The 25,785-nt window shown below is 67.6% G+C and carries 23 protein-coding genes; 11 read left to right on the forward strand and 12 right to left on the reverse strand.

Translation table 11 applies throughout. The features are described from left to right. Positions 1–70: 70 nt before the first annotated feature. The 3 genes from ACNFIA_RS29775 to ada form a co-directional block, all read right to left on the reverse strand. A complete protein-coding gene (locus tag ACNFIA_RS29775) occupies positions 71–979 on the reverse strand; it encodes a glutamate/aspartate ABC transporter substrate-binding protein (RefSeq protein ID WP_259759214.1) in 909 nt (302 codons plus the stop codon). Positions 980–1,217: 238 nt separating this feature from the next. Next, positions 1,218–1,832, reverse strand: a complete 615-nt coding sequence (locus ACNFIA_RS29780) for a phosphatase PAP2 family protein (RefSeq protein ID WP_416790673.1) — start codon at positions 1,830–1,832, stop codon at positions 1,218–1,220. 70 nt (positions 1,833–1,902) lie between these two features. Next, positions 1,903–2,964: a bifunctional DNA-binding transcriptional regulator/O6-methylguanine-DNA methyltransferase Ada gene (gene ada / locus ACNFIA_RS29785; protein WP_416790674.1), complete on the reverse strand. Its 1,062-nt coding sequence runs from the start codon at positions 2,962–2,964 to the stop codon at positions 1,903–1,905. A 134-nt stretch (positions 2,965–3,098) separates the two neighbouring features. Between ada and ACNFIA_RS29790 the strand changes: the two genes are divergently transcribed. From ACNFIA_RS29790 to ACNFIA_RS29810, 5 genes are all read left to right on the forward strand, one after another. Then, a complete protein-coding gene (locus ACNFIA_RS29790) occupies positions 3,099–5,453 on the forward strand; it encodes an ATP-binding protein (RefSeq protein WP_416790676.1) in 2,355 nt (784 codons plus the stop codon). A gap of 86 nt (positions 5,454–5,539) precedes the next feature. Then, positions 5,540–6,721 carry a two-component system response regulator gene (locus tag ACNFIA_RS29795; protein WP_259759218.1) on the forward strand — a complete coding sequence of 394 codons (1,182 nt, stop codon included), beginning with the start codon at positions 5,540–5,542 and terminating at the stop codon, positions 6,719–6,721. A gap of 72 nt (positions 6,722–6,793) precedes the next feature. Further along, positions 6,794–7,690, forward strand: a complete 897-nt coding sequence (locus tag ACNFIA_RS29800) for a PA4780 family RIO1-like protein kinase (protein WP_259759219.1) — start codon at positions 6,794–6,796, stop codon at positions 7,688–7,690. A gap of 56 nt (positions 7,691–7,746) precedes the next feature. Beyond that, on the forward strand, positions 7,747–8,247 hold the full coding sequence (locus tag ACNFIA_RS29805; protein ID WP_416790709.1) for a nucleotidyltransferase family protein: 501 nt from the start codon (positions 7,747–7,749) through the stop codon (positions 8,245–8,247). Positions 8,248–8,761: 514 nt separating this feature from the next. Next, positions 8,762–9,652: an EamA family transporter gene (locus ACNFIA_RS29810; RefSeq protein ID WP_416790678.1), complete on the forward strand. Its 891-nt coding sequence runs from the start codon at positions 8,762–8,764 to the stop codon at positions 9,650–9,652. Positions 9,653–9,749: 97 nt separating this feature from the next. On the opposite strand, the gene ACNFIA_RS29815 is transcribed toward ACNFIA_RS29810, so the two are convergent. The 5 genes from ACNFIA_RS29815 to ACNFIA_RS29835 all read right to left on the reverse strand — a co-directional run bounded on the left by ACNFIA_RS29815 (position 9,750) and on the right by ACNFIA_RS29835 (position 13,855). Then, the gene (locus ACNFIA_RS29815; protein ID WP_416790680.1) at positions 9,750–10,076 is read right to left on the reverse strand and encodes a type II toxin-antitoxin system HicB family antitoxin; all 327 of its coding nucleotides are present in this window, start codon (positions 10,074–10,076) and stop codon (positions 9,750–9,752) included. Beyond that, positions 10,073–10,327, reverse strand: coding sequence for a type II toxin-antitoxin system HicA family toxin (locus ACNFIA_RS29820; protein WP_416790682.1), 255 nt, complete (start codon positions 10,325–10,327; stop codon positions 10,073–10,075). The genes ACNFIA_RS29815 and ACNFIA_RS29820 overlap by 4 nt, the downstream gene beginning before the upstream one ends. Before the next feature lie 91 nt (positions 10,328–10,418). After that, entirely contained in the window at positions 10,419–10,820 is a 402-nt protein-coding gene (cueR, locus tag ACNFIA_RS29825) for a Cu(I)-responsive transcriptional regulator (RefSeq protein ID WP_024763041.1), read from the reverse strand. A gap of 46 nt (positions 10,821–10,866) precedes the next feature. Next, positions 10,867–13,269: a heavy metal translocating P-type ATPase gene (locus ACNFIA_RS29830; RefSeq protein ID WP_416790684.1), complete on the reverse strand. Its 2,403-nt coding sequence runs from the start codon at positions 13,267–13,269 to the stop codon at positions 10,867–10,869. A 103-nt stretch (positions 13,270–13,372) separates the two neighbouring features. Next, entirely contained in the window at positions 13,373–13,855 is a 483-nt protein-coding gene (locus tag ACNFIA_RS29835) for a hypothetical protein (protein ID WP_259759224.1), read from the reverse strand. Positions 13,856–14,008: 153 nt separating this feature from the next. Between ACNFIA_RS29835 and ACNFIA_RS29840 the strand changes: the two genes are divergently transcribed. Beyond that, positions 14,009–14,206, forward strand: coding sequence for a heavy-metal-associated domain-containing protein (locus ACNFIA_RS29840; protein WP_259759225.1), 198 nt, complete (start codon positions 14,009–14,011; stop codon positions 14,204–14,206). 36 nt (positions 14,207–14,242) lie between these two features. Here ACNFIA_RS29840 and ACNFIA_RS29845 read toward each other — a convergent pair whose 3' ends face one another. Further along, entirely contained in the window at positions 14,243–14,875 is a 633-nt protein-coding gene (locus tag ACNFIA_RS29845; protein ID WP_259759226.1) for a TetR family transcriptional regulator, read from the reverse strand. 154 nt (positions 14,876–15,029) lie between these two features. Here ACNFIA_RS29845 and ACNFIA_RS29850 point away from each other — a divergent pair, with 154 nt between their 5' ends. The 3 genes from ACNFIA_RS29850 to ACNFIA_RS29860 all read left to right on the forward strand — a co-directional run bounded on the left by ACNFIA_RS29850 (position 15,030) and on the right by ACNFIA_RS29860 (position 20,753). Further along, positions 15,030–16,214: an efflux RND transporter periplasmic adaptor subunit gene (locus tag ACNFIA_RS29850; RefSeq protein ID WP_259759227.1), complete on the forward strand. Its 1,185-nt coding sequence runs from the start codon at positions 15,030–15,032 to the stop codon at positions 16,212–16,214. A 12-nt stretch (positions 16,215–16,226) separates the two neighbouring features. Beyond that, positions 16,227–19,379, forward strand: coding sequence for an efflux RND transporter permease subunit (locus ACNFIA_RS29855; protein WP_311197235.1), 3,153 nt, complete (start codon positions 16,227–16,229; stop codon positions 19,377–19,379). Positions 19,380–19,577: 198 nt separating this feature from the next. Next, complete coding sequence (locus ACNFIA_RS29860; protein ID WP_416790687.1) at positions 19,578–20,753, forward strand: multidrug effflux MFS transporter; 1,176 nt, start codon at positions 19,578–19,580, stop codon at positions 20,751–20,753. On the opposite strand, the gene ACNFIA_RS29865 is transcribed toward ACNFIA_RS29860, so the two are convergent. Continuing rightward, positions 20,754–20,933: a hypothetical protein gene (locus tag ACNFIA_RS29865; RefSeq protein ID WP_259759229.1), complete on the reverse strand. Its 180-nt coding sequence runs from the start codon at positions 20,931–20,933 to the stop codon at positions 20,754–20,756. 304 nt (positions 20,934–21,237) lie between these two features. Here ACNFIA_RS29865 and ACNFIA_RS29870 point away from each other — a divergent pair, with 304 nt between their 5' ends. Together ACNFIA_RS29870 and ACNFIA_RS29875 are read left to right on the forward strand one after the other, a co-directional pair. Continuing rightward, positions 21,238–23,133: a propionyl-CoA synthetase gene (locus ACNFIA_RS29870; protein WP_416790688.1), complete on the forward strand. Its 1,896-nt coding sequence runs from the start codon at positions 21,238–21,240 to the stop codon at positions 23,131–23,133. 150 nt (positions 23,134–23,283) lie between these two features. Further along, positions 23,284–23,718: a response regulator gene (locus tag ACNFIA_RS29875; protein WP_259759231.1), complete on the forward strand. Its 435-nt coding sequence runs from the start codon at positions 23,284–23,286 to the stop codon at positions 23,716–23,718. Between the two features lie 103 nt (positions 23,719–23,821). Here ACNFIA_RS29875 and ACNFIA_RS29880 read toward each other — a convergent pair whose 3' ends face one another. Beyond that, positions 23,822–24,721, reverse strand: a complete 900-nt coding sequence (locus ACNFIA_RS29880; RefSeq protein ID WP_416790689.1) for a neutral zinc metallopeptidase — start codon at positions 24,719–24,721, stop codon at positions 23,822–23,824. 67 nt (positions 24,722–24,788) lie between these two features. Further along, on the reverse strand, positions 24,789–25,649 hold the full coding sequence (locus tag ACNFIA_RS29885) for a PhzF family phenazine biosynthesis protein (protein ID WP_416790690.1): 861 nt from the start codon (positions 25,647–25,649) through the stop codon (positions 24,789–24,791). Positions 25,650–25,785: the final 136 nt, after the last annotated feature.

Below are 25,785 nucleotides of genomic sequence, written 5' to 3' on the forward strand. Positions count from 1 at the left end.
GCTGTTAACTCCGCACCCTTACCTGTTTTCGCCTTGTTCTGCTCTAGCTCGCGAGACCCTGGACAGGCTCCTACATCTGCTCGGCAGACTTGTCGGTCGGATTGGCGATCAGCTTCTTGAGCTCATCACTCATCGGGAAGTTGAGGTTCAGGTTCTTCGGCGGGATGGGCTGCATGAACCACTTGTCGTAGATCTTGTTCACTTCACCCGAGGCGAAGGTGTCGGTGATGGCCTTGTCGACCACCTGCTTGAACGGTGCATCGCCCTTGCGCACCATGCACGCGTAGATCTCGTAGGACTGCGGCTTGCCGACCACGTGCCAGTCGTCGGGCTTCTTGGCCTTGGCCATTTCGCCGTAGAGCAGCGCGTCGTCCATCATGAAGGCCACGGCGCGGCCGGATTCGAGCATCAGGAAGGACTCGCCGTGGTCCTTGGCCGAGATGATGTTCATGCCCATCTTCTGGTCGGCGTTCATCTGCTTGAGCAGGCGCTCGGAGGTGGTGCCGGCGGTGGTCACCACGTTCTTGCCTTTGAGATCCGGGAAGTCGTTGATGCCCGAGCTGGTCTTGGTCAGCAGGCGGGTGCCGACTTCGAAGATGCCGACGGAGAAGTCGACCTGCTTCTGGCGCTCGAGGTTGTTGGTGGTGGAGCCGCACTCGATGTCCACGGTGCCGTTCTGCACCAGCGGGATACGGGTCTGGGAGGTCACCAGGTTGTAGCGAACCTTCAGGTCGGGGAGGTTCAGCTCTTTCTTCAGCGCTTCCACGACCTTGATCTGCAGGTCATGGGAATAGCCTTCGGGCTGGCGCGGATCGCTGCCGAGGTAGGAGAAGGGGATGGAGGCGTCACGATGGCCGAGGACGATGGTGCCCGATTCCTTGATCTTCTTCAGGGTTCCGGTCAGTTCTTCGGCGACGACGGGAGTAGCGAGCAGAGCGGCAACGATGGCGACGCCCAGCGCACGGGGTGCGAAACGCATGGAAACTACCTCGACTGGTTGTGTTTGTTATTCAGTCCAGCGCCGGCGAGGCTCACTCCAGGCCGGTCGCCTGTTCGAGGTGGAGCAGAGCAGGCTCCGTGCCAAGGCCTGCCTGTTTTTGTAACTTACTGAATATAAAGGATTAATTATTCTTGATCGGCGTGCGCGAGAGTGCCCGTCGTTCGGTTGTCCGGATTTTCAGGGGATCATCGTTCGGAAAACCGAACGAAATGTCGGCTCAGACGTCCGGTTGGCCAGCCCACTGGCCGCGCTGGAAGGGGCGATCCCGATCAGCCAGGTGGGCGGCGATGCGCTCCAGCATCTGGTGCGTCGGGGCGCGCACGCCGGTGGCCGTCTGTCCCACGCCCAGGGCGATCACCAGCAGCAGGAGGGCGGGCTGGAAGGCCGGCAGGCTGGCGCGGGTGGCGCCCAGGAACAGCGCGCTGGTGCCCAGGCCCAGGGTCAGGCCGGCGTAGACCTCGGCCGGCGAATGCACGTTGATCGCCAACCGCGACACGCCCACCAGCACGGCCATGCCCGCCGCCAGCGCGGCAGCGGCGAGGCTGGCGCGCCGCGAGGCGAACAACTGCGCCGCCAGGGTCGGCAGCACCGCCCCGGCCATCATGCTGTGGCCGGAAATGCCGGTGAAGTTCAGCTCCGAAATGCCGATGCCCCAACCCATGAAGGCCAGTTTCGATGCCACCACCAGGGCGGTCGAGAATCCGAACAGCATCGCCCAGAGCCCGGCCTTGGCGGTTTCGCCGCGGTACAGCAGCCAGCAGAAGACGAACGCGGCGACCGGCGCCAGCAGGGAGCTGTCGCCGAGGCGGGTGATCAGGGGCCAGAAATCCATGGTGTTCCGGGGGAGCGGGGCGAGGCCGAAACCATAGCACGGCGCCCCCGCGCGCCGTGCGTGACCGAGGTCAATCCGCCTCGGTGCCCTGACCGGTGGCGTGCTCTTCACGCCGCAGCAGTTCGCGCTTGCGTGGCAAACCCCAGCGATAGCCGCCTTCGCCGGTGCCGCCGACCACGCGGTGGCAGGGCACCAGCAGGCCGACGTTGTTGCTGGCGCAGGCGCGGGCGATGGCCCGCGGGTGGGTGCCCAGTTGTTCGGCCAGCTCGCCGTAGCGCCGCGTCTCGCCGCTGGGGATGCGCGTCAGCGCTCGCCAGACGCGCAGCTGGAAGGCGCTGCCATGCAGGTCCAGCGGCAGTTGCGCGGCCTGCTCGGGTTGTTCCAGCTGGGTGATCACCTCGCGCAGCCAGTCGCCCAGGCCGGCGTCGTCGCGCTCGCGCTCGGCGGCGGCGAAGCGCTCGGCCAGTTGCTGCTCCAGTTCACTGGCGTCATCGGCGAAGAGCAGCGCGCACACGCCCTTGTCGGTGGCTGCCAGCAGCACCTGGCCGAGCGGGCAGGGCGCGATGGCATAGCGCAGGCGTTCGCCGGCGCCTTTCATCCGGCGTTGCGCGGGGCTCAGCGGTGCGGCGCTCTCATACAGGGCGCGGGTACCGGAGTAACCCGCCTCCAGCGCGGCATCGAGTACCGAGCGTGACTGCGGCAGGGCGGCGGCCAGGCGCTGCTCGCGGCGGGATTCCGCCCAGGCCCGCGGGGTGAGACCGGTGCGGGCCTTGAAGGCGCGGGCCAGGTGCGAGGCGGAAAGGCCGATGCGCCCGGCCAGCTCGTCCAGGGTCAGTGGCTTGTCGGCCTGGTCGAGCAGCTCGCAGGCCGCGGCCACCAGCGCGTCCATCTGCTCGCGCGGGCTCGGGCCGCGCGGCGAGCAGCGTTTGCAGGGGCGAAAACCGGCGGCCTCGGCGGCCTCGGGGGCGACGTGGAAGGCCACGTTGTCCCGCGAGGGGCGGCGCGCCGGGCAGTTCGGCCGGCAGTAGACGCCGGTGGAGCGCACACTGAAGACGAAACGCCCCTCGTAGCGCGCATCGCGCTCGCAGACCGCCTGCCAGCAGCGCTCGGGGTCAAGGTGGGTGGTCGTCATGGCAGCTCTCCGGGCAATGGCTGTTGGGGCGATTGTCCGTCCCGGCTGGATGCGCAGCAATCCGCATCGCGTTTTCAAACTCGAAGCGCGGCGGCAGGGGCTACGCTTGCTGGGTAATCCCAGAAGAAGATCCCATGCCCTTGCGCCGATTCTGCCTGTGCTGCCTGCTGCTGCTGCTCCTCGCGCTGAGCGCCCAGACCCGGGCTGCGAGCCTGGCGCTGAGCGAGCCGGAGCGCGCCTTCATCGCGGCCCACGAGCCGATCCGAGTCGGCCTGTTCCGTGCCGGCTGGCCGCCGTTCGAGGTGATCGACGAGTTCGACCAGTTCCACGGCATCAGCGCGGACTACCTGCAGCTGCTGTCCGAGCGCCTGGGCATGAAGGTCCAGCCGGTGCTCTACAACACCTGGGAAGAGGTGCTGGCGGCGGTGAAGGCCGGCGAAGTGGACCTGTTGCCGTCCATGGCCGCCACCGAGGATCGCCAGCGCTTCCTGAGCTTCACCGAGCCCTATGTCACCACCAGCAGCCTGATCTTCGCCCGCCGCGACAGCACCATCCGTTCGCTGGACGATCTCTCCGGCCGGCGCGTGGCGGTGGAGCACGACTACGCCGTCCACGAGCTGCTGACCAAGGCCGTGCCGGGCGTCGACTTCGTCCTGGTGGAGGATTCCCCCAGCGCGCTCAAGGCGGTGTCCACCGGGCGCGCCGACGCCTACGTGGGCAACCTCATCAGCACCACGTTCCTGATCGAACAGCTTGGCCTGTCCAACATGGAAGTGCGTGGCGAGAGCGGGCTGGGCAACAGCCAGGTGCGCTTCGCCACACGCAAGGAACTGGCACCGCTGATCCCGCTGCTGGACCGCGCGCTGGGCGATATCACCCGCGACGAACAGGAGGCGATCCAGGCGCGCTGGCTGCCGTCGCTGGATGTCTTCGACTGGATGCACCTGCTGCAGATCGCCTGGCCCTGGGCGGTTGGCGTCCTGGCGTTGCTGACCTTCGTCCTGGTCTGGAACCGCCGGCTGTCGATCCAGGTGGCCGAGCGCGCCCGCGCCGAAGCCGAGGAACGGCGCCAGCGCAGCACCCTGCTGGCGCTGATCAACTCGATCCCCGACCCGATCTGGTTCAAGGACACACACGGCCGCTACCTGGGGGTCAACCAGGCCTTCGCCGATTGCCTGGGGCGCGCCCCGCAGGACATCGTCGGCCGCAGCGATGCACAACTGTTCAGCCGCGCCGCCAGCGCCGGCCGCCAGGAGCGCGACCGCCAGGCGCTGACCGCGAGCGAGCCGTACGCCAGCGAAGGCTGGGTGGTGTACCCGGATGGCCGGCGGGTGCTCTTCGATACCCTGCGCAGCGCCTTCCACGACGACCACGGCCGGCTGCTGGGCCTGGTGGGCGTCAGCCGCGACGTCACCGCGCGCAAGTCCACCGAACTGGCGCTGGCCCAGGCGCGGGACCTGGCCGAAGAGGCGGCGCAGCTCAAAAGCGACTTCCTCGCCAACATGAGCCACGAAATCCGCACGCCGCTGAACATCATCATCGGCCTGGCGCACCTGCTCCAGGAAACCACCCTCGACCCGCAGCAGGTGGATTACCTGGGCAAGATCCAGGGGTCGGGCCAGTACCTGCTGGAACTGATCAGCGACATCCTCGACCTGTCCCGCGTGGAGGCCGGCAAGCTGGAGTTCGAGCACATCGCCTTCGACCTCGAGCGCCTGCTCGGCGAACTGTTCGACCTGTTCAATATCCGCGCGGCCAGCAAGGGCCTGGCGGTGCGCTGCGAAATCGATTCACGGGTGCCGGCCCAGGTGGTGGGCGACTCCCTGCGCCTGCGGCAGATCCTGATGAACTACGGCAACAACGCGCTGAAGTTCACCGAACAGGGCGAGGTGGTGCTGATCGTCCGCCTGGAGGAGGAGGACGAAGACAGCCTGCAGCTGTACTTCGCCTTCCGCGACACCGGCATCGGCATCTCCGAGGCGCAGCAGGAGCGTCTGTTCGAGTCCTTCCAGCAGGCGGACAGCTCCATAACCCGCCGCTACGGCGGCTCGGGCCTGGGCCTGGCGATCTGCCGCAAGCTGGCCGAGGCCATGGGCGGCAGTGTCGGCGTGGACAGCGAGCCGAACCGCGGCAGCCTGTTCTGGTGCCGGCTGCCCATGGGGCGGGTCGACGATGCGGCCAGCCTGAGCCTGCAGAACATCAGCCACGAACCGCTGCCGGTGCCCATGCTGACCGCGGCAGCGGCCGCACCGGCCTTGCTGGAGAGCGGCAACGTCGCCGAGATCGAGCAGGTCTGCCGGCGCCTGGCGCACCTGCTGGCGGCGGACGATCCGCGCGCCGGGCGGTTGCTCGGCGAGCGTGCAAGCCTGCTGCGCAGCGTCTTCAATGAGGGCTACGAGGGCATCGCGACCGCGGTGCGGCGGTTCGAGTTCGAACGGGCCCTGGAAAGTCTGGTGAATCTCGCGAGGGAGCGCGATATCCGCATATAGAGAAGGCGGGCGTAGGAACACGCGGACAGGGGCGTGGTCCGATTCCCCATGGCATGTCACGAATCTGACCGATGCGAGGAGTTGCGATGGATAGCATGCTGGACCGGCCGGAGCAGGAAATGATCCTGGTGGTGGACGATCAGCCCGACAACCTGATGCTCATGAGCGAGCTGCTGATGGACCGCTACCAGGTGCGCGTGGCCGCCAGCGGCGAGAAGGCGCTGCGCCTGATGCAGAACGAACCGCGCCCGGACCTGGTGCTGCTCGACATCATGATGCCGGAGATGGACGGCTACGAAGTCTGCCGCCAGCTCAAGGCCGACCCGCTGACCCGCGACATCCCGGTGATCTTCCTCACCGGCATGGTCAGCGCCGCCGATGAGCAGAAGGGCCTGGACCTGGGCGCGGTGGACTACCTGACCAAGCCGATCAGCCCGCCGGTGACGCTGGCGCGCATCCGCGCCCACCTGAACCTCAAGGCCAATGCCGACTTCCTGCGCGACAAGAGTGAATACCTGGAGCTGGAGGTGCGCCGCCGCGCCCGCGAATTGCAGGCCATCCAGGATGCCACCCTGGAAGCCATGGCGACCCTCTGCGACCTGCGCGACAACCCCCACAGCAACCACCTGGTGCGCATCGAGCACTACATGCGCCTGCTGGGCAGCGCGCTGTCGCTGCACCCGGAGTTCGCCGCCGAGCTGTCGGTGGAGAACATCGAGCTGCTGGTGCGCTCGGCGCAGCTGCACGACATCGGCAAGGTCGCCGTTCCCGACCGTATCCTGCACAGCCCCGGCCAGTTGGACGAGGCCGACCAGCGGGTGCTGGAGAGCCATACCACCGTGGGCCGCGATGCGCTCGCGGCGGCCGAACGCAAGCTGGGTTCCCCGGCGGAATTTCTGCGCTACGCCAAGGAAATCGCCTACAGCCACCATGAGCACTGGGACGGCAGCGGCTTCCCCGAGGGGCTCTGCGGCGAGCAGATTCCCCTCGGCGCGCGGATGCTCTCGCTGATCGACTGCTACGACGAGTTCACCTGCCGCCACGCCTACCGCTCCTCGCTGACCCCGGAGGATGCCGCCGTGCGCATCAAGGCGGGCGCCGGCAGCCAGTTCGACCCGCGCGTGGTGGAGGCCTTCAGCGAAGTCGCCGAAGGGTTCGCCAACATCGCCCAGCGCTACGCCGACAGCGACGAGGCGCTGGGGCTGGAACTGCAGCGCCTGGAAGACGCTGTGACCGAAAGTATCGAGTTGACGCCGCCCGAACCCTGATCGTGCTGGGCGGTTGTCGAGGATTGCCGTATAAGGAGCGCAGCGCCCCAGAGAGGTACGCCAGGAAGCCTGATGAAAACCCCGAAACGCCTGGAGCCGTTGATCGAAGACGGCCTGATCGATGAAGTATTGCGGCCGCTGATGAGCGGCAAGGAAGCAGCGGTCTACGTGGTGCGCTGCGGCACCGAACTGCGCTGCGCCAAGGTCTACAAGGAAGCCAACAAACGCAGCTTCCGCCAGGCCGCCGAGTACCAGGAAGGCCGCAAGGTGCGCAACAGCCGCCAGGCCCGCGCCATGGCCAAGGGCACCAAGTACGGCCGCAAGGAGCAGGAGGATGCCTGGCAGAACGCCGAGGTGGCCGCGCTGTTCCGCCTGGCCAACGCCGGTGTGCGGGTGCCCAAGCCCTACGACTTCCTCGACGGCGTGCTGCTGATGGAGATGGTCGCCGACGAGGAAGGCGATGCCGCGCCGCGCCTGAACGACGTGGTGATGGAGCCCGAGCTGGCCCGTGAATTCCACGAATTCCTCATCCGCCAGATCGTCATGATGCTCTGCGCCGGCCTCGTGCACGGCGACCTGTCGGAGTTCAACGTGCTGGTCGGCCCGGACGGCCCGGTGATCATCGACCTGCCGCAGGCGGTGGACGCTGCCGGCAACAACCACGCCTTCCGCATGCTCGAGCGCGACGTGGGCAACATGGCCGCCTATTTCGGCCGCTTCGCCCCGGAGCTCAAGTACACCCACTACGCCAAGGAAATGTGGGCCCTCTACGAGGACGGCAAGCTGCAACCGGACACCGTGCTGACCGGACACTTCGACGACCCGGAAGACGAGGCCGACGTGGACTCGGTGCTGCGTGAAATCGCCGACGCCCTGCGCGAGCAGGAGCGCCGCGAAGCTGGCCGCGCCGCCCAGGACGCACCGCAGCAGCGCGACGAGCCGCCGCCCCCGCCGTGGGAACAGGCCTGAGCCAGGCGCGCGGCGAGCCGGCGCTTATCGCGCTGATCGTCGCGCAACCCGAACGTATGCGGTTGCTTCGCGTGGTGCGCGATCACGGCCCGGACGGCGCCTGGATCGCCGCCGGCTTCGTGCGCAACGCGGTGTGGGATGCCTTGCATGGCTGCCGCGAACCCACGCCGCTCAGCGATATCGACGTGCTGTATTTCGATACCCAGTGCCTGGACCTGCAGGCGGATTTCGCCTGGGAGCGTCGGCTGGCCGAGGTTTGCCCGGACGCGCCCTGGTCCGTGCGCAACCAGGCGCGGATGCATTTTCGCAACGCTGATCCAGCTTACCGGGATTGCGCCGATGCAATGTCCCATTGGCCGGAAGTCTGCACGGCGGTGGCGCTGCGGTTGCGCGCGGAATCGCTGGAACTGCTGGCACCGCTGGGCATCGACGACCTCTGGGCGCTGCGCGTCCGACCCACCGAGCATTTCCGCAGCAAGCCGCACCTCTACCGCGAGCGTATCACCGCCAAGAACTGGTCGGCGCGCTGGCCAAAGCTGAGCATCGAGACCTTGTAGGAGCGAGCTGGCTCGCGAACCTGCCTCGCACCGTGCTCGCCGGCGTGCGCGTTCGCGAGCAAGCTCGCTCCTGCAGGCCGCACCTGGCGCGGACGTTGTCCGCGATCGCGTGCGTGGCACGCTCCTACAGGTGGGTGCGGCTCGCGCAGGAGCAACTGTCTTTATCTGAAGCTCCGAAGCCTTCCGGTCACGGTAGGAGCGCCCATGGGCCCGCTTCCACATGATGGCCTGCGCAGAGGCTGCGCTTTCCCTAACCCTGGCTGCGCGCCCCGCTCCGAAGGGAGGGGGATGGTGCGGTGCAGGCATGACACCATGGCGTCCGCCGGCACGGACTGCTCCCTCTCCCTCTGGGAGAGGGCTGGGGTGAGGGAACACCCGGGCACGATTTATCCCGGGAGAGACAGTTGTTCCTCCTACCATCAGGTTCCTTTCAAACTGTACGCACCCAACTGTATCCATACATTTCAGACGCGGGCTGTTAGTTTTCCTGACATCCCACTCCGAGCGCTCTGCTATGCCCCTTCGCCACGTACTCCTTGCCTTGCTGGTCACCCTGATCTGGGGCGTCAACTTCGTCGTGATCAAGGTCGGCCTGCACGATTTCCCGCCGCTGCTGTTCTGCGCCCTGCGCTTCGCCCTGGCGGCGCTGCCGCTGATTTTCCTGCGCGGCCCCCTGCCGGCGCCGTTCTGGCGCATCGTGCAGATCGGCGTACTGCTGGGCGTGGTCAAGTTCGGCCTGCTGTTCGTCGGCATGCACATCGGCATGCCTGCCGGCCTGTCGTCGCTGGTGCTGCAGAGCCAGGTGTTCTTCACCGTGCTGATCGCCGCCGCCTTCCTCGGCGAACGCCCCAGCCCGCGCGCACTGCTGGGCCTGGCGCTGGCTGCCGGTGGCCTGCTGCTGATCGGCCTGGAACGGCCGATGGGTGACAGCCTGCTGGCCTTCCTGCTGGTGATCGCCGCCGCGCTGGCCTGGGCCTTCTCCAACATCGCCACCAAGCGCTCCGGTGCCAGCGACATGCTGCGCCTGATCAGCTGGGTCAGCCTGATTCCGCCGCTGCCACTGCTGGTGCTGTCGTGGATCTTCGAAGGCCAGGAGGCCATCGAACACGCCGTGCTGAACATCAGTTGGGGCGGTGCGGGCGCGCTGCTGTACATCGCCTTCCTCGCCACCACCGTCGGCTTCGGCCTGTGGAGCTTCCTGCTGCGCCGCTACCCGGCCAGCCAGGTCACGCCCTTCGCCCTCGCCGTGCCGGTGTCCGGGTTGCTGTCGGGCTGGCTGTTCCTCGGCGAAGACCTCACCACCCAGGACTGGATGGCCTGCGTGCTGGTCTTCATTGGCCTGGCCGTGACGGTGCTTCCGGCCTCAATCTGGCGCCGCCGCGCGGTGGCCAGCGCACAAGGCTGAGGCGATACCTGTAGGAGCGAGCTTGCTCGCGAACATCGGCTGGCTCAGTGGGCAAGGCTGTTCGCGAGCAAGCTCGCTCCTACGAAGAGCTAGCGAATCAGACCGCCTCGCCGAGGCGGTCCACGACCCACTGGTTGATGCTCTGGTTGCTCAGCTCGGCCTTGATCGCCACCTGCGCATGCAATTGCGGGTCGAGGCGCAGGCTGAGCTTGCCGGAGAACGGCCGCTGCGGCTCGCGACCCAGCTTTTCGCAGGTCGCCAGATAGTCGTCCACCGCCTCTTCGAACGCCTCGCGCAGTTCGCTGACCGACTCGCCGTGGAATCCGACCACGTCGCGGATGCCGGCGATATGGCCGATGAACAGCCCGTCATCGTCGCTGTATTCGATGCGGGCGGCGTAGCCTCGGTATTTCATCGGGGTCATGGATGGATTCCTGCCTGTTCGAGCAAGGCGCGTGCGTCACGGACCTGGTAGGGCTTGGCCTCCTTGGCCGGATGCGGGCGATGGAAGGTGGCGACGACGCCGTTCAGCTCGAACCGCACCCGTGAACCGGTGCCTTCGATGGCCTGGGCTCCCACCGCGACCAGCAGCGACTCGATGCGCAGCCATTGCAGTGAAGCCGGGACGGGAAGCGAAAAGACCAGCTCCAGCGTCCTGCGTTGCCGGGCCTCCATTCCGCGCTCTCGTTGTTGGTATCAGATTATGCTACCAGCGGGCCAGTGACCCAGCGCCCGGATGCTTCGCTAAACGCGGTGTGAACAGTCCTCAGTGGCAACACGCCCCCGACTCCAGGTCCTTGAGGATCGGGCAATCCGGCCGGTGGTCGCCCTGGCAGTGGTCGCTCAGTTCCTGCAGGGTGTCGCGCAGGCTGCTGAGTTCGGCGATCTTGCGGTTGAGTTCGTCGATGTGCCGGGCGGCCAGGGCCTTCACGTCGGCGCTGGCGCGCTGGCGGTCCTGCCAGAGGGCGAGCAGTTGGCCGACTTCCTCCAGCGAGAAGCCGAAGTCCCGCGAGCGGCGGATGAAGGCCAGGGTGTGCAGGTCCTGCTCGCTGTAGTGGCGGTAGCCGCTGGCGCTGCGGCCGGCGGGGGCGAGCAGACCGGTGGATTCGTAGTAGCGGATCATCTTCGCGGTCAGGCCGCTCTTTTTCGCCGCTTCGCCGATGTTCATGCCGATGACTCCTGAATGAACGCCCCGCCTGGGCGGGGCGTGATGCTTACTGGTCCCGAGGTTTCCAGCGCTTAAGCAGCAGGGCGTTGCTCACCACGCTGACGCTGGAGGCGGCCATCGCCGCGCCGGCCACCATGGGGTTGAGCAGGCCGAAGGCGGCCAGCGGGATGCCCACCAGGTTGTAGATGAAGGCCCAGAACAGGTTCTGGCGGATCTTCGCGTAGGTGCGCCGGGAGATGTCCAGCGCCGCCGGAACCAGGCGCGGGTCGCCGCGCATCAGGGTGATGCCGGCGGCGTGCATGGCCACGTCGGTGCCGCCGCCCATGGCAATGCCGACATCCGCGGCAGCCAGGGCCGGGGCGTCGTTGATGCCGTCGCCGACCATGGCCACGACCTTGCCTTGCTGGCGCAACGCGCCGACGACGGCGGCCTTGTCGCCGGGCAGCACTTCGGCGTGTACGTCGTCCAGGCCGAGGGCGGTGGCCACGACCTGGGCACTGCCGCGGTTGTCGCCGGTGATCAGGTGGCTGGCGATGCCGCGCTCGCGCAGGCCGTCGATAGCGGTTTTCGCGCCGTCCTTGAGGCTGTCGCCGAAGGCGAACAGGGCGATCACGCGGGCTTGCGGTTCGCGCTCGATGAGCCAGGACAGGGTGCGGCCTTCGGCTTCCCATTGTTGAGCGGAGCCGGCCAGCGCGCCGGGTTGCAGCTGGGCTTCGTCGAGCATGCGGCGGTTGCCCAGGGCCAGCAGGCGGCCATCGATGCGGCCCTGGATGCCCCGGCCGGTCAGGGCCTGGGTGGCCTCGGCGGCGGCCGGGGTCAGGTTGCGCTCGGCGCAGGCGTCGAGCACGGCGCGGGCCAGCGGGTGTTCGCTGCCGCGCTGCAGGGCGCCGGCCAGGGCGAGGGCGTCGGCCTCGTCGCCGTCCGTCGCGAGGTTGGTGATACGCGGCTGGCCCGAGGTGAGGGTGCCGGTCTTGTCGAAGGCCACGGCGGTCACCCCGTGGGCGACTTCCAGGGCTTCGGCGTCCTTGATCAGGATGCCGTGCTTGGCCGCCACACCGGTGCCGGCCATGATCGCGGTCGGCGTGGCGAGGCCGAGGGCGCAGGGGCAGGCGATCACCAGCACCGCCACGGCGTTGATCAGCGCCTGTTCCCAGCCGGCACCGGCGATCAGCCAGCCCACCAGCGTGACCAGGGCGATGCCGATGACCACCGGGACGAACACGTTGCTGACCTTGTCCACCAGCTTCTGGATCGGCGCCTTGGCGGCCTGGGCGTCCTCCACCAGGCGGATGATGCGGGCCAGTACGGTCTCGCTGCCCAGCGCGGTGGTCTTCACACGCAGCACGCCTTCGCCGTTGATGGCGCCGCCGGTGACCGGATCGCCGACATCCTTGGGCACCGGCAGGCTTTCCCCGGTGATCAGCGCTTCGTCGGCGTGGCTCTGCCCGGCGAGTACTTCGCCGTCCACCGGGAAGCGTTCGCCGGGGCGCACCAGCACTTCGTCGCCCAGGCGCAGGGCGGCGATGGCGACGTCTTCCTCGACGCCGTCACGCACGCGGGTGGCTCGCTCGGGGCGCAGGGCCTCGAGGGCGCGGATGGCGGCGGCGGTCTGGCGCTTGGCGCGGCTTTCCAGGTATTTGCCGAGCAGGATCAGGGTGATCACCACGGCGCTCGCTTCGAAATACAGGTGTGGCATCTGCCCCGGCGCCGCGGCGTACCAGAGGTAGAGGCTCAGGCCGTAACCGGCGCTGGTGCCCAGGGCGACCAGCAGGTCCATGTTGCCGCTGCGCGCGCGCACGGCCTTGTAGGCGGACACGTAGAAGCGTGCGCCAATGAGGAACTGCACGGGCGTGGCCAGGAGGAACTGCACCCAGGCCGGCAGCATCCAGTGCTGGCCGAACCAGTCGCCGACCATCGGCAGCACCAGCGGCAGCGACAGCAGGATGGCGGCGGCCAGCCACCAGCGCTCGCGCGCCAGGCGGGCCACGGCCGGGTCCACGGCGGGTTGGTCGGGTTCGATAGGGCGGGCCTGGTAGCCGGCCTTGTCGACGGCGGCGATTAGCGCGGCGGTCTCCACCGGGCCGAGCAGTTCGACGTGGGCGCGTTCGCTGGCCAGGTTGACGCTGGCCGAGCGCACCCCGGGGACCTTGCTCAAGGCACGTTCGACGCGGCCGACGCAGCTGGCGCAGGTCATGCCTTCGATGGCCAGCTCCAGGCTGTGGGCCGGCACCTGGTAGCCGGCCTGCTCGACGGCGGCGACCAGCGCCGGCAGGGTGGCCGCGCTGGAGGGCGCGGCGAGCTGCACACGGGCCTGTTCGCTGGCGAGGTTGACGCTGGCGTCCTGTACGCCGGGGACTTTGCGCAGGGCGCGTTCGACCCGGCCGGCGCAGCTGGCGCAGGTCATCCCGGAAACGGGCAGGTCGAGTTCGATGGGGTTGGCGCTGCTCATGGGGCGTTCTCCCTGAAGTTCCCCGCTAGCATCAACCTTGACACGAGGGTAAGGTCAACCCTCGTGTGCTGCCATCGTGTCGCAGGTCAGGCAGGCCGCGAAATCAGCTGCCGCTGGCGACCGGCATCAGGTATAGCCCGCTCTCGCTGTTGGCGATGCGGAACTTGCGCACCTCGCCAGCGTGCAACTGCACCGATTGCGCGCGCAGGGGCTGGATGCCGCTGCGGCAGAGGCCCGAGTTGGCGATCTGCAGGCGCAAAGAGACTTCGCCCGGCGGCAGGTTGAGGGCGACTTCGGCTTCCGGCTGCATCCGCGAGACCTTTTCGTCCTGCACGTACAGGTCGATATCGCAGGCCGTGCCGGTATCCAGCCGTTCGCGGCTGACGACCAACACCGCATAGGCCACCGGCTGCGCGTCGGGTACCGGCCAGGAACCGGGCGTGCTCGGTGGCGCGGCCGGGGAGGCGGGCGAGGGGGAGGGCGGCGCCGAGGGTGCCTCGGGCATGCCGTCGGCCCAGCACGAAGGCAGGCCGGCGAAAGGCAGAAGGGCGGCGAAACTGGCGGCCAGTAATAGGGAACGGCGCATGGGCGTTCTCCGATGAGTCAGCTATTTCCGCAGCTTGGCTGAGAGGCTGACGTAGGACAAGCCCAGGGCGAGTGCAACGCGAGACGCTTGACCTTTCCACGGTGTCAAGGTCGGGACTGTCGCCAACGCATCCACCACGAGAGGAGAGATCCCATGCACACCTTTACTGTCAAAGGCATGAGTTGCGGCCACTGCGTGCGGGCCATCACCCAGGCGGTCCAGGCGCTGGACGCCGCAGCGGACGTGCAGGTCGACCTGGGCAGCGGCGAAGTCCGTGTCGCCAGCCGGCTGGACGATGCCGCGATCCTGGCGGCGATTCGCGAGGAAGGCTACGAGGCCGAGGCGGCCTGAGCCTTCATTCCTTCCGGGCCGGCGCTCTGCCGGCCCTCAGGCCTGCGCCGCGTGCCAGTCGCGCACCAGGCCGCGGAACACGGCATCGAACAGCGCGCGGGTTTCCTCCAGCGGGTCGAACAAGTCGGGGTCGCGCAGCCAGTCGCTGAGCAGGCCGAAAATCATCGCGTGCACCGCGCGCGACGCCACCTTGGGCGTCACGCCCGGCATCAGGCGCGACTGGCAGTCCTCGCGGCGGAACAGCTGCTCGCTCAGCTCGATGAACTGGCGGACGAACTGGTTGTGGCGTTCCTCGGCGTCGCGCAGTTCATCGGTGAACTCGCAGCGTTGCAGGAGGATGGTGAGGATGCGCCGGCGCTGTTCATCGCGGGCGAGGTTCTCGACCACTTCCACGCTGAGCTGGAACAACGACTCGATCGGGTCATGCCCGTCGCAACCGGACAGCCGCTGCGCCAGTTGCTCGGGCGGCAGGCGGACCTGGTTGAGCATGTCGTTGAACAGATGCGCCTTGTTCTGGAAGTGCCAGTACACCGCTCCGCGGGTCACGCCGGCGGCGCGGGCGATCTCTTCCAGGCTGGTATTCGAGACGCCTTTCGCAAAGAAAAGGCCTTCAGCTGACGTAAGAATTGTCTGGCGAGTTCGTTCCGAATCTTCTTTAGTTCTTCGCATGACGCTTGCTGGTATACAGGCTAGGATCACTGGGGTGACGGGCAGTTTACTGATTTTACAACGCTAACAGTGCTTTACAGACACTGGCGTAGGTAAATGTCGCACAGTCGTCATCCCCCGCGTACGCAGTCAGTCATTTCCATGGAGAGGTTACATGCCGTTTGCCCGCCGTTTGCCCGTCGCGCTAGTTGTCGCTGGGTTGCCATTCCTGTTCGCTAGCTGGGCCCAGGCAGAGGACAAACCCGCCACGGCGGCGCCGCCTCCTCCGGCGGTCACGGTTGAAGTGGCCAAGAGTGCGCCGGTACCGCTGACCTTCGAGTATGCCGCGCGGACCGCCGGTTACCGCGAAGTGGAAGTGCGCGCCCAGGTCAGCGGCATCCTGCAGCGCCGGACCTACGAGGAAGGTCGTCCGGTGAAGGAAGGCCAGGTGCTGTTCCGCATCGATCCGCGCCCCTACCAGGCGGCGCTGGGGCAGGCAAAGGGCTCGCTGGCGCAGACCCAGGCGCGTTACCGCCAGACCGAACGCGACCTTAAGCGGATCCGTGAACTGCAGGCCAAGGGCTTTGCCAGTGAAAGCGAACTGGACCGCTATACCTCCGATTTCGAGCAGGCCAAGGCGGATGTCGAGGCTGCCCGCGCCAACGTCCAGGCCAAGCAGATCGACCTCAACTACACCACCGTGACCGCGCCGATCTCCGGCATGGCGAGCAAGGAAGTGCGCTCCGAGGGCAGCCTGGTGGTGGCCAGCGACCCGAACTCCAGCCTGCTGACCAAGCTCACCCAGCTCGACCCGGTGTACGTCAACTTCGCCTACCCCGATACCCAGGCGTCGCAGATGAACGACGGGGTCAAGAGCGGCCGCTACATCCTGCCCAAGGACGGCAAGCTGACCGCCGAGCTGCGTTTCGGCGACGGCAGCAAATACCCCATCGAGGGTGTCGTTGACTTCACCGACAGCTTCGTCAACACCGGCACCGGCACCGTGAACGCCCGCGCCGTAGTGCCCAACCCGCACAACCTGCTGATTCCCGGCCAGTTCGTGCGCATCCTGATCACCGGCATCACCCAGAACAACGCCGTCACCCTGCCCGAGCGCGCCTTGGCCCAGGGGCCGCGTGGCACCTTCGTCTACGTGGTGGACAAGGACGGCTTCGCCCGCGTGCGCCAGGTGACCACCACCAAGACCGTGAACGGCCGCTGGATCATCGACGCCGGCGTGGATGACGGGGATCGGGTGATCGTCGATGGCGTGCTCAAGGTACGTCCCGACCAGCCGGTCAAGGCCGTGGAAGGTGGCGCGCAGGAGTCTGCAGCCGACACCGCCTCTACCCAGTCCTAAGGAGCGCCCATCGTGATTTCGCGCTTCTTCATCGAACGTCCGGTGTTCGCGATGGTGATTTCCATCGTGATCCTGCTCGCGGGCCTGGTGGCCATGCGCGCGCTGCCCATTGCCCAGTACCCGGAAATCGTGCCGCCGGAAGTGTCCGTGACGGCCTCCTACCCGGGCGCCAGCTCCCAGGTCATCGCCGAAACCGTGGCCGCTCCGCTGGAGCAGGAAATCAACGGCGTGGAGGGCATGATCTACCAGCTGTCCAACTCCGACGCCAGCGGCGCCATGAGCCTGACCGTGTACTTCGAGGTCGGCACCGACCCCGACCAGGCCACCATCGACGTCAACAACAAGGTGCAGGCGGCGCTCGCCAAGCTGCCCGAGGAAGTGCGCCGGCAGGGCGTGAAGGTGGAGAAGAAATCCTCCGACATCCTCCAGGTGGTGACGCTGTTCTCGCCGGACAACTCCCGCGACCCGATCTTCATCAGCAACTACGCGCTGATCAACGTGATCGACGACCTCAAGCGGATCCCCGGCGTCGGCGACGTCAGCCAGTTCGGTTCCAAGGATTACTCCATGCGCGTCTGGCTGCGCCCGGACAAGCTGGCGCAGTACAACCTGACGCCCACCGACGTGGTCAACGCGATTCGCGAGCAGAACTCGCAGTTCGCCGCCGGCAGCTTCGGCCAGCAGCCGATGAAGGAGCCGCAGGACTTCACCTACATGGCCACGGCCCAGGGCCGCTTCACCGATCCCAAGGAGTTCGAGAACGTCATCCTGCGCAGCGATTCCACCGGCGCCAGTTTGCTGCTCAAGGACGTGGCGCGGGTCGAGCTGGGGGCGCAGGACTACTCCCTGGTGACCTCGCTCAACGGCCAGCAGAACGCCGCCTTCGGTATCTACCTGCAGCCGGGCGCCAACGCGCTGGACACCGCCCAGGCCGTTCGTGACCACATGGAGGCGCTGGCCAAGCGCTTCCCGCAGGGCATCACCTACAAGATCCCGTACGACACCACCACCTTCGTGAAGGTGTCCATCGAGGAGGTGGTGCACACCTTCGTCGAGGCGCTGATCCTGGTGATGGTGGTGGTCTTCATCTTCCTGCAGAACATCCGCGCCACGCTGATTCCGGTGCTGGCGATCCCGGTGTCGCTGGTGGGCACCTTCGCCGGCATGTACCTGATGGGCTTCTCGATCAACCTGCTGTCGCTGTTCGGCATGGTGCTGGCCATCGGCATCGTGGTGGACGACGCCATCGTGGTGCTGGAGAACGTCGAGCGGGTGATGCGCACCGAGAAGCTCAGCCCCAAGGAAGCGGCGATCAAGGCCATGGAGGAGGTGACCGGGCCGATCGTTGCCATCGTGCTGGTGCTCTGCGCCGTATTCATCCCGGTGGGCTTCCTCGGCGGCCTGGCGGGCCAGATGTACAAGCAGTTCGCGATCACCATCGCGGTATCCGTGGTGATCTCCGGCATCGTCGCCCTGACCCTGTCGCCAGCGCTCTGCGCGCTGATCCTCAAGGCTGAGCACAAGGAGCCGGCCGCGCCATTCCGCTGGTTCAACCGCACCTTCGAACGCATCACCAACGGCTACGGCGCCGGGGTGCAGTTCTTCCTCAAGCGTGCGGCGCTGGGCCTGCTGCTGTTTGGCGGCATGATCGCGCTGCTGGTCATCCTGTTCGGCCGGGTGCCCGGCTCGCTGGTGCCCGACGAGGACCAGGGCTACGTACTCAACGCCTACTTCCTGCCGCCGGCGGCGTCGCTCAGCCGCACCGAAAAGCTCACCAGCGACGTCACCCACCAGCTGATGAAGCATCCGGCGGTGGCGGACGTTGTGACCTTCGCCGGCTTCGACATCCTCACCTTCGGCACCCGCAGCAACGCCGGGGTGTCCTTCGTCACGCTCAAGGACTGGAAGGAGCGCAACACGCCCGAGCTGGATGCACGCAACCTGACCCATGAGTTCATGAAAATGGGCGCGGGCCAGGAAGACGGCGTGGTGATGTCCTTCAACCCGCCGCCGATCACCGGCATGAGTACCACCGGCGGCTTCGAGGCCTACATCCAGGACCGCAGCGGCGGCACCTCCGAGCAACTGGAGGAGGTGACCATGAAGTTCCTCGCCGCCGCGGCCAAGCGCCCGGAACTGGCGGGGCTGAACACCACCTTCAACGCCAATGTGCCGCAGTACTACGTCGACCTCGACCGCACCAAGGCCCGCTCGCTGGGCGTGGCGATCAACGACGTGTTCACCGCCATGCAGTCCACCTTCGGCAGCTACTACGTCAACGACTTCACCCTCTACGGGCGGACCTGGCAGGTGTCCCTGGAGTCGGAGCCGGAGTTCCGCCGCAAGCCGGAAGACCTCAGCCAGGTCTTCGTGCGCTCGTCCACCGGCGACCTGGTGCCGCTGACCACCCTGGTGTCCGTCAAGCGCATCCTCGGCCCGGACTCCTACGCGCGCTTCAACGTCTTCCCGGCGGCCAAGCTGCTCGGCGGCCCGGCGCCGGGCTACAGCTCCGGCCAGGCACTGGCGGCCATGCAGGCGGTGGCGGATGAAGTTCTGGGCGAGGAATACTCGCTGGCCTGGATCGGCTCGGCCTACCAGGAACTGGCGACCCAGGGTTCGGGCAGCACCGCGTTCATCTTCGGCCTGATCCTGGTGTTCCTCATCCTCGCGGCCCAGTACGAGCGCTGGACCCTGCCGCTGGCGGTGGTCACCGCGGTGCCGTTCGCGGTGTTCGGGGCGATCCTGGCGATCTGGCTGCGCGGGCTGGATAACGACGTGTACTTCCAGGTCGGCCTGGTGACCCTGATCGGCCTGGCGGCGAAGAACGCCATCCTGATCATCGAGTTCGCCGTGCTGTGCCGCGAAGAGCAGGGCATGGGCCCGGTCGAGGCGGCGCTGGAGGCAGCCAAGCTGCGCTTCCGCCCGATCGTGATGACCTCGCTGGCCTTCATCCTGGGTTGCGTGCCGCTGGCCATCAGCACCGGCGCAGGCTCGGCAAGCCGTCACTCCATCGGCACCGGGGTGATCGGCGGAATGCTCGCTGCGACCTTGCTGGCGACCTTCCTCATCCCGATGTTCTACATGCTGGTGGAGTCCGCCGCGGACAAGCTCAGCGGCCGCAAGGCCAAGGCCAAGCCCGCCCCGGAGGGCGTGCACGAGGCCTGATGCGACCACGGGCCCGGCCGGCGCGGCCGGGCCCGCTTCTCCCATTATGTGGGGAGTTGCTTAGGGAGCTTGCTAATTTTCCGGCGCTCGCCACAATGCAAGGCTTCGCGGCGCCTTCCTCGCGCGCCAATCCGTATTCCACACCGGCCTGCCCGCGGTCTGCACCGCCTGTGGTGGCCGCGTGTGACCAGGTGATCCATGAACTTCCGCATCCTGCTGATCCTCGGCTCGCTGAGCGCCTTCGGGCCGATGGCCATCGATTTCTACCTGCCCAGCTTCCCGGCGCTGGCACTGGCCTTCGGCACCGACGTCGAGCACATCCAGCTGAGCCTGTCGGCCTACTTCGCCGGGCTGGCCATCGGCCAACTGCTCTACGGGCCGCTGGCCGACCGCATCGGCCGGCGCATCCCGCTGCTGGTGGGCGTGGGCATCTTCACCCTGGCGTCCATCGCCTGCGCCTTTGCGCCGAGCCTGGAATGGCTGATCGCCGCGCGCTTCGTCCAGGCCCTGGGCGGCTGCGCGGGCATGGTGGTCTCGCGCGCAGTGGTGCGTGACCTGTGCGACCCCATCGCCGCCGCCAAGGCCTTCTCGCAACTGATGCTGGTCATGGGCCTGGCGCCGATCCTGGCGCCGCTGGGCGGCGGGTTGCTGCTGAGCCTGTCGGGCTGGCAGTCGATCTTCTACACCCTGACGCTGTTCAGTGCGCTGGCCGGCGGTGCCATCGCGCTGTGGTTGCCCGAGACCATCCCGAGCGGCCCGCGCCCGCCGCTGCGCGGCGCGCTGAAGCAGTACCGCGCGCTGTTCCGCGACCGCTCCTTCATCACCTACGCGCTGACCGGCGGGGTCGCCATCGCCGGGATGTTCTCCTACATCGCCGGCTCGCCGTTCGTCTTCATCGAACTCTATGGCGTGCCGGCGGAGCATTACGGCTGGATCTTCGGCAGCAACGCGGCGGGCTTCATCCTGATGGCGCAGGTCAACGCGCGGCTGCTGCGCTACCGCGGGCCGGGCTTCTGGCTGCGGCGAGCGGTCTGGGTGTACTTCGGTTGCGGGCTGGCGCTGCTGGCGATCACCCTGGCCAAGCCGGCGCACCTGTGGCCGTTGCTGATACCGCTGTTCGGCGCCATCGCCAGCCTGGGCTTCCTGCTGCCCAACTCCTCGGCATGCGCCATGGCCAGCCAGGGCCGGCACGCCGGCAGCGCCTCGGCGCTGATGGGCAGCCTGCAGTTCACCGTTGCCGCCGGTGCGTCCGCGCTGGTCGGTGCCTTGCACGACGGTACGGCGCTGCCCATGGCGCTGGTCATCACTGCCTGCGGCCTGGTGGCCGCGGCGCTCGGTTGGTCGAGCGGGCAGATCACCGACCGCGCGGCCTGATCAACCGGCAGCGCGCTGCGCCTGTTCCGGTAGGCGGTGCGGGGCCTTCAGGCGGGCTTCGAGGGTGGCGACGAAGCTGCGCGCCTCGGTCTCGCTGCGGAAGCCCACGGCCTGCTGGTCGAGGCAGACTTCCCACGGCTGGTCTTTGCTCAGACGGGACGGACGGACGAGGATGTTCATGGTGCTCACCCCTGCGCGGTCAGGTTAAAAGGGACCTTCAGTTTAGTCCTGTCCCGTGTCGGTAGAAGGTGCGACCCGTGGTCGCCGACATGCGGTGGCCCGCCCGCCGTTCCTGGACGCCATGCCCGTCCCAGAGGGCTCGCACCGCAACGGCGGCGTCTGCCTGAAAAATCCTGCAAAGCAATCGCCCTGTTGGCGCTGGCAACAGCGACGACAGGACTACGACCAAAGGTTGATGGTGGGGTGGCAATCCCCGTCCATACTCGTTGTTCGACCTCGATAACAACAATAAGAGGCAGTGACGATGAGTTACCGGCAGTCCCATGACCGCTCCATCGCGGAGCCTTCCGCCTTCTGGGCCGAGCAGGCCGCCCGCGTGGCCTGGTACCGCGCCCCGCAGGAGATCCTGCAAGCCTTGCCCGATGGCAGCCATCGCTGGTTCGCCGACGGCCGCCTGAACACCTGCTACCTCGCCCTCGACCGGCAGATCGAGCTGGGCCGCGGCCACCAGGCCGCGCTGATCTACGACTCCCCCGTGACCAACACCCAGCAGCGCTTCAGCTACCTGCAGCTGCGCGACGACGTGGCACGCCTGGCCGGCGCCCTGCGCGCCCTGGGCGTGGAGAAGGGCGACGGGGTGATCATCTACATGCCGATGGTGCCCCAGGCGGCCATGGCCATGCTGGCCTGCGCGCGGCTGGGCGCCGTGCACTCGGTGGTCTTCGGCGGCTTCGCGCCCCATGAGCTGGCGTTGCGCATCGACGACGCCAGGCCCAAGCTGGTGCTCACCGCGTCCTGCGGCCTGGAGTTCGAGCGGGTGATCGAATACAAGCCGCTGGTGGACAAGGCCCTGGAACTGGCCACGCACCAGCCGGCCCATGTACTGGTGCTGCAACGCCCGCAGGCGATGGCGGAGCTTACGGCCGGCCGCGACCTCGACTGGCGCGAGACCCTGGCCCACGCGCAACCGGCCGACCCTGTTGACGTCGCCAGCGGCGACCCGCTGTACATCATGTACACCTCCGGCACCACCGGCAAACCCAAGGGTATCGTGCGCGACAACGGCGGCCACGCAGTGGCGCTGAGCTACGCGCTGCCGACCATCTTCGGCCTGCAGCCGGGGGACGTCTGGTGGGGGGTGTCCGATGTCGGCTGGGTGGTCGGCCATTCGCTGATCGTCTACGGGCCGTTGATGCACGGCTGCACCACGGTGTTCTACGAGGGCAAACCGGTGCGCACGCCCGATGCCGGCAGCTACTGGCGGGTGATCGAGGAGCACCAGGTCAACAGCCTGTTCTGCGCGCCCACGGCGATCCGGGCGATCCGCAAGGAGGACCCGCAGGGCGAGTTACTCGAACGCTACGACCTGAGCTCGCTGCGCCACCTGTTCCTGGCCGGCGAGAAGCTCGACAGCAGCACCCAGCACTGGCTGGAGGAGCACACCGGCAAACCGGTACACGACCACTGGTGGCAGACCGAGACCGGCTGGCCGGTGACCGCGCCCTGCACCGGCCTGGGCGACCACGACCTGCGCGCCGGCTCCACCAACCGCGCGGTGCCCGGTTACCACGTGCAGGTGGTGGACGACGAAGGGCGGCTGCTGGGGCCCAACGAGCAAGGCTCCATCGTCATTGCCCTGCCGCTGCCGCCGGGCTGTGCGCAGACGCTGTGGAACGATCACCCGCGCTACCTGCAGGCCTACCTCAAGGCCTTCCCCGGCTACTACCACACCGGCGACGGCGGTTACGTGGACGAGGAGGGTTTCGTCTACATCATGGGCCGCACCGACGACGTGATTAACGTCTCCGGCCATCGCCTGTCCACCGGCGAGATGGAGGAACTGCTGGCGCTGCACGAGGCCGTTGCCGAGTGCGCGGTGATTGCCGTGCAGGACGACCTCAAGGGCCATGTGCCGCTGGGGCTGGTGGTGCTCAAGGACGGCGCGCAGATCAGCGAGGCCAACCTGCAGCGCGACCTGGTCGCCCTGGTGCGCGAGCGCATCGGCGCGCTGGCCTGCTTCCAGCGCACGGTGGTGGTCAAGCGCCTGCCCAAGACCCGCTCGGGCAAGATCCTGCGTGCCGTGCTGCGCAAGATCGCCGACGGCGAACCCTACGCGCCGCCGTCCACCATCGACGACCCGGCCATTCTCGGCGAGATCGCCGAGCGCCTTGGCCAGGCCGGCCTGGCCAAGGCTGGCTGACATCCCACGACGCCGGCCCCGCCGGCGTATTTCCAGGGCCGCACGCGTTGCGGCCCTTTTTTTTGCGCAGCGCGCGCGGAGGCGGGGGGACTAAAGGCTCATTGCCATCTAGACTGCTGGCATCGGGCCTCTATCTGCGGTGTGGCATCCATGATCAGTCCTGTCGTCCTCGATGAGGAGGAGCTCGAAGCGTTGCGCGAAGTCACCGCGCAGGCGCCGCACAAGCCTTTGGTGCTGGTGGTCGACGATGACCGCGACGTGCTGGCCGAGATGCGCGAGCTGATCGAGGGCGCGAACTTCCGCTGCCTGACTGCCGGCAGCGCCGCCGAAGCGCTGCGGCGCATCCGCCGCGACGAATCCGATATCGACCTGCTGGTGACCGACCTGCGCATGGAACACGAAGGGGCGGGGTTGGAATTGATCCGCGAGCTGAACGAGGTCGGAACCTTCCTGCCGATCATCGTCCTCTCCGGCCAGGCGAACGCCCGCGACGTGATCGAGGCGATGCGCCTGAACGTGCTGGATTTCATGGTCAAGCCGCTGGACCCGGGGTATTTCCTCGATCTGCTAAGGCGTCACCTGTAGCCCTTGCGCCCAGCGCTTCGCGAGCAAGCTCGCTCCTACGAAAAGCACCCCTGCGCTGGGTGGGGCTGTAGGAGCGAGCTTGCTCGCGAACCGGGTCGAAACATCAAAGCGTCTGCGCCTTGAAGGTGTCGCACTTGCCCGGCGAGCCGCTCTCGAAGCCGATCTTGAACCAGCGCACGCGCTGCGCCGACGAGCCGTGGGTGAAGGAATCCGGCATCACCGTGCCGCGCGCCTGGCGCTGCAGGTGGTCATCGCCGATGGCGTTGGCGGCGTTCAGCGCCTCTTCCACATCGCCAGGTTCCAGCCAGTTCAGGCGCTGCTGGGCGCGGTTGGCCCAGACGCCGGCGAAGCAGTCGGCCTGCAGTTCCTGGCGCACCGACAGGCCGTTGGCGCCTTCCATGCGTGCGCCGCGCTGGCGGGCGGCGTTGATCTTGGCCGAAATGCCCAGCAGGTTCTGCACGTGGTGGCCGACTTCGTGGGCGATCACGTAGGCCTGGGCGAAGTCGCCGGCGGCGGAGAACTTCTGCTCCATTTCGCGGAAGAAACCGAGGTCGAGGTACACCCGGTGGTCGCCCGGGCAATAGAACGGCCCGACCGCCGACGAGGCGAAGCCGCATGCCGAGTTCACCCCGCCGTTGAACAGGATCAGCTTGGGCTGCTCGTACTGCTGGTTGCTGCGGGCGAAGATCTCGCCCCAGGTGTCCTCGGTGTCGCCGAGGATCGAGCGGACGAAGTCCACCTGCGGATCGTTGCCGCTGGCCGGCTTGCCCTGGGTCGGGCGGGCCGGCGCCTGCTGCTGGGAGACGTCCATCTGGCCGAGCAGGGAGCCGAGGATGGTCATCGGGTCCTGCCCGGAGAGCAGGCCGATCACCACCACGATGGCCACGCCGCCCAGGCTGAGGCCGCGGCCGCCAATGCGCATGCCGCCGCCGCCCATGCCGCCGCCGTCGTCATCGCGGGCATCCACTACGTTGTCGCTGCGTCGTCCTTTGCGCCATTGCATGGCGGCATCTCCATCGAACAGGTGGGTTCAGTGTCGTCGTGGGCAGGGCTGGCCGCCAGCCCGGTCGTCAGGCGAATCGGTGCAGCAGCTCGGCGCGGGCAAGCAGTTGCACGTCGCCGCCGACGCGGACCTCGTCATCCTGGCCGACCTGTACGTCGAGCCGGCTGGGGCGGCCGACGAAGCGGCCCTGGGCCAGGTGGAACAGCTCGCCGCGGCGCGCCTTGCCCAGCTCCACCAGGTACGCGGCGACGGGGCCGGCGGCGCTGCCGGTGGCGACGTCCTCGATGATCCCGGCGCCGTCCCAGGTACGGCCCTCGCGATTATCCACATCCAGCACGAAAACGAACGCGGCGTTGAGCTTTGCCAGCTCGGCCGTCAGATCCGTGCGCTGGCGCACGCGCCCCAGGGCCTCGCTGCGCACCGGCAGCAGCAGGTAGGGCAGGCCGGTGCTGACGATGGCGGCGGGGTAGTCGGCGAGGTCGGCAGCCGTCAGCGAGAAGGCCTCGGCGAACCACCGGCGCGTGGCCTCATCGAGCACGCTGCCGAAGTCGGCGCTGCCCTGGTTCATCTCGGCGTGGAAGCCCGCGCCACGTCGGCGGGTGATGACCTTGACCGCCTTGGCCGGCAGCTCCAGCGTCCAGAGTTCCTCCTCGCCGCGCTGGTGCAGGTGGTGCAGCAGCGCGGCGGCGCCCAGCACCGGGTGGCCGGCGAAGGGCAGCTCCTCGTCGAGGGTGAAGATGCGCGCGGAGTAGGTGTCCAGCGACGCGGACGGAAACAGGAAGATCGACTCGAACTGGCGCAGCTCCTGGGTCAGCGCCTGCAGCGTCTGGGCGGGGATGCCGCGGGCGTCGGGAAACACCGCCAGGCCATTGCCGGTGAGTGGTTGGTCGGCGAAGACGTCGACTTGCCAATAGTGTTGCGGGGACATGGGCCTCCAGATGCCGCCCTTGAGCGGTACAAAGAAAAACTCGACAGCCAGCCTAGCGAGCTATATGTTCGCCGACAAGAAAGCGCAGGTCACAGCGCCGCGCTTTCCAGGCCACCGCAGTGGCCGGCGTCGCTCG

The sequence above is a fragment of the Pseudomonas sp. NY15437 genome (assembly GCF_048068435.1).
Lineage (GTDB): Bacteria > Pseudomonadota > Gammaproteobacteria > Pseudomonadales > Pseudomonadaceae > Pseudomonas > Pseudomonas nitroreducens_B.

Coding starts and splice junctions, on each gene's coding strand:
- ACNFIA_RS29775 (WP_259759214.1), bottom strand. CDS start 979: ATGCGTTTCGCACCCCGTGCGCTGGGCGTCGCCATCGTTGCCGCTCTG.
- ACNFIA_RS29780 (WP_416790673.1), bottom strand. CDS start 1,832: ATGGATTTCTGGCCCCTGATCACCCGCCTCGGCGACAGCTCCCTGCTG.
- ada (WP_416790674.1), bottom strand. CDS start 2,964: ATGACGACCACCCACCTTGACCCCGAGCGCTGCTGGCAGGCGGTCTGC.
- ACNFIA_RS29790 (WP_416790676.1), top strand. CDS start 3,099: ATGCCCTTGCGCCGATTCTGCCTGTGCTGCCTGCTGCTGCTGCTCCTC.
- ACNFIA_RS29795 (WP_259759218.1), top strand. CDS start 5,540: ATGGATAGCATGCTGGACCGGCCGGAGCAGGAAATGATCCTGGTGGTG.
- ACNFIA_RS29800 (WP_259759219.1), top strand. CDS start 6,794: ATGAAAACCCCGAAACGCCTGGAGCCGTTGATCGAAGACGGCCTGATC.
- ACNFIA_RS29805 (WP_416790709.1), top strand. CDS start 7,747: ATGCGGTTGCTTCGCGTGGTGCGCGATCACGGCCCGGACGGCGCCTGG.
- ACNFIA_RS29810 (WP_416790678.1), top strand. CDS start 8,762: ATGCCCCTTCGCCACGTACTCCTTGCCTTGCTGGTCACCCTGATCTGG.
- ACNFIA_RS29815 (WP_416790680.1), bottom strand. CDS start 10,076: ATGACCCCGATGAAATACCGAGGCTACGCCGCCCGCATCGAATACAGC.
- ACNFIA_RS29820 (WP_416790682.1), bottom strand. CDS start 10,327: ATGGAGGCCCGGCAACGCAGGACGCTGGAGCTGGTCTTTTCGCTTCCC.
- cueR (WP_024763041.1), bottom strand. CDS start 10,820: ATGAACATCGGCGAAGCGGCGAAAAAGAGCGGCCTGACCGCGAAGATG.
- ACNFIA_RS29830 (WP_416790684.1), bottom strand. CDS start 13,269: ATGAGCAGCGCCAACCCCATCGAACTCGACCTGCCCGTTTCCGGGATG.
- ACNFIA_RS29835 (WP_259759224.1), bottom strand. CDS start 13,855: ATGCGCCGTTCCCTATTACTGGCCGCCAGTTTCGCCGCCCTTCTGCCT.
- ACNFIA_RS29840 (WP_259759225.1), top strand. CDS start 14,009: ATGCACACCTTTACTGTCAAAGGCATGAGTTGCGGCCACTGCGTGCGG.
- ACNFIA_RS29845 (WP_259759226.1), bottom strand. CDS start 14,875: ATGCGAAGAACTAAAGAAGATTCGGAACGAACTCGCCAGACAATTCTT.
- ACNFIA_RS29850 (WP_259759227.1), top strand. CDS start 15,030: ATGCCGTTTGCCCGCCGTTTGCCCGTCGCGCTAGTTGTCGCTGGGTTG.
- ACNFIA_RS29860 (WP_416790687.1), top strand. CDS start 19,578: ATGAACTTCCGCATCCTGCTGATCCTCGGCTCGCTGAGCGCCTTCGGG.
- ACNFIA_RS29865 (WP_259759229.1), bottom strand. CDS start 20,933: ATGAACATCCTCGTCCGTCCGTCCCGTCTGAGCAAAGACCAGCCGTGG.
- ACNFIA_RS29870 (WP_416790688.1), top strand. CDS start 21,238: ATGAGTTACCGGCAGTCCCATGACCGCTCCATCGCGGAGCCTTCCGCC.
- ACNFIA_RS29875 (WP_259759231.1), top strand. CDS start 23,284: ATGATCAGTCCTGTCGTCCTCGATGAGGAGGAGCTCGAAGCGTTGCGC.
- ACNFIA_RS29880 (WP_416790689.1), bottom strand. CDS start 24,721: ATGCAATGGCGCAAAGGACGACGCAGCGACAACGTAGTGGATGCCCGC.
- ACNFIA_RS29885 (WP_416790690.1), bottom strand. CDS start 25,649: ATGTCCCCGCAACACTATTGGCAAGTCGACGTCTTCGCCGACCAACCA.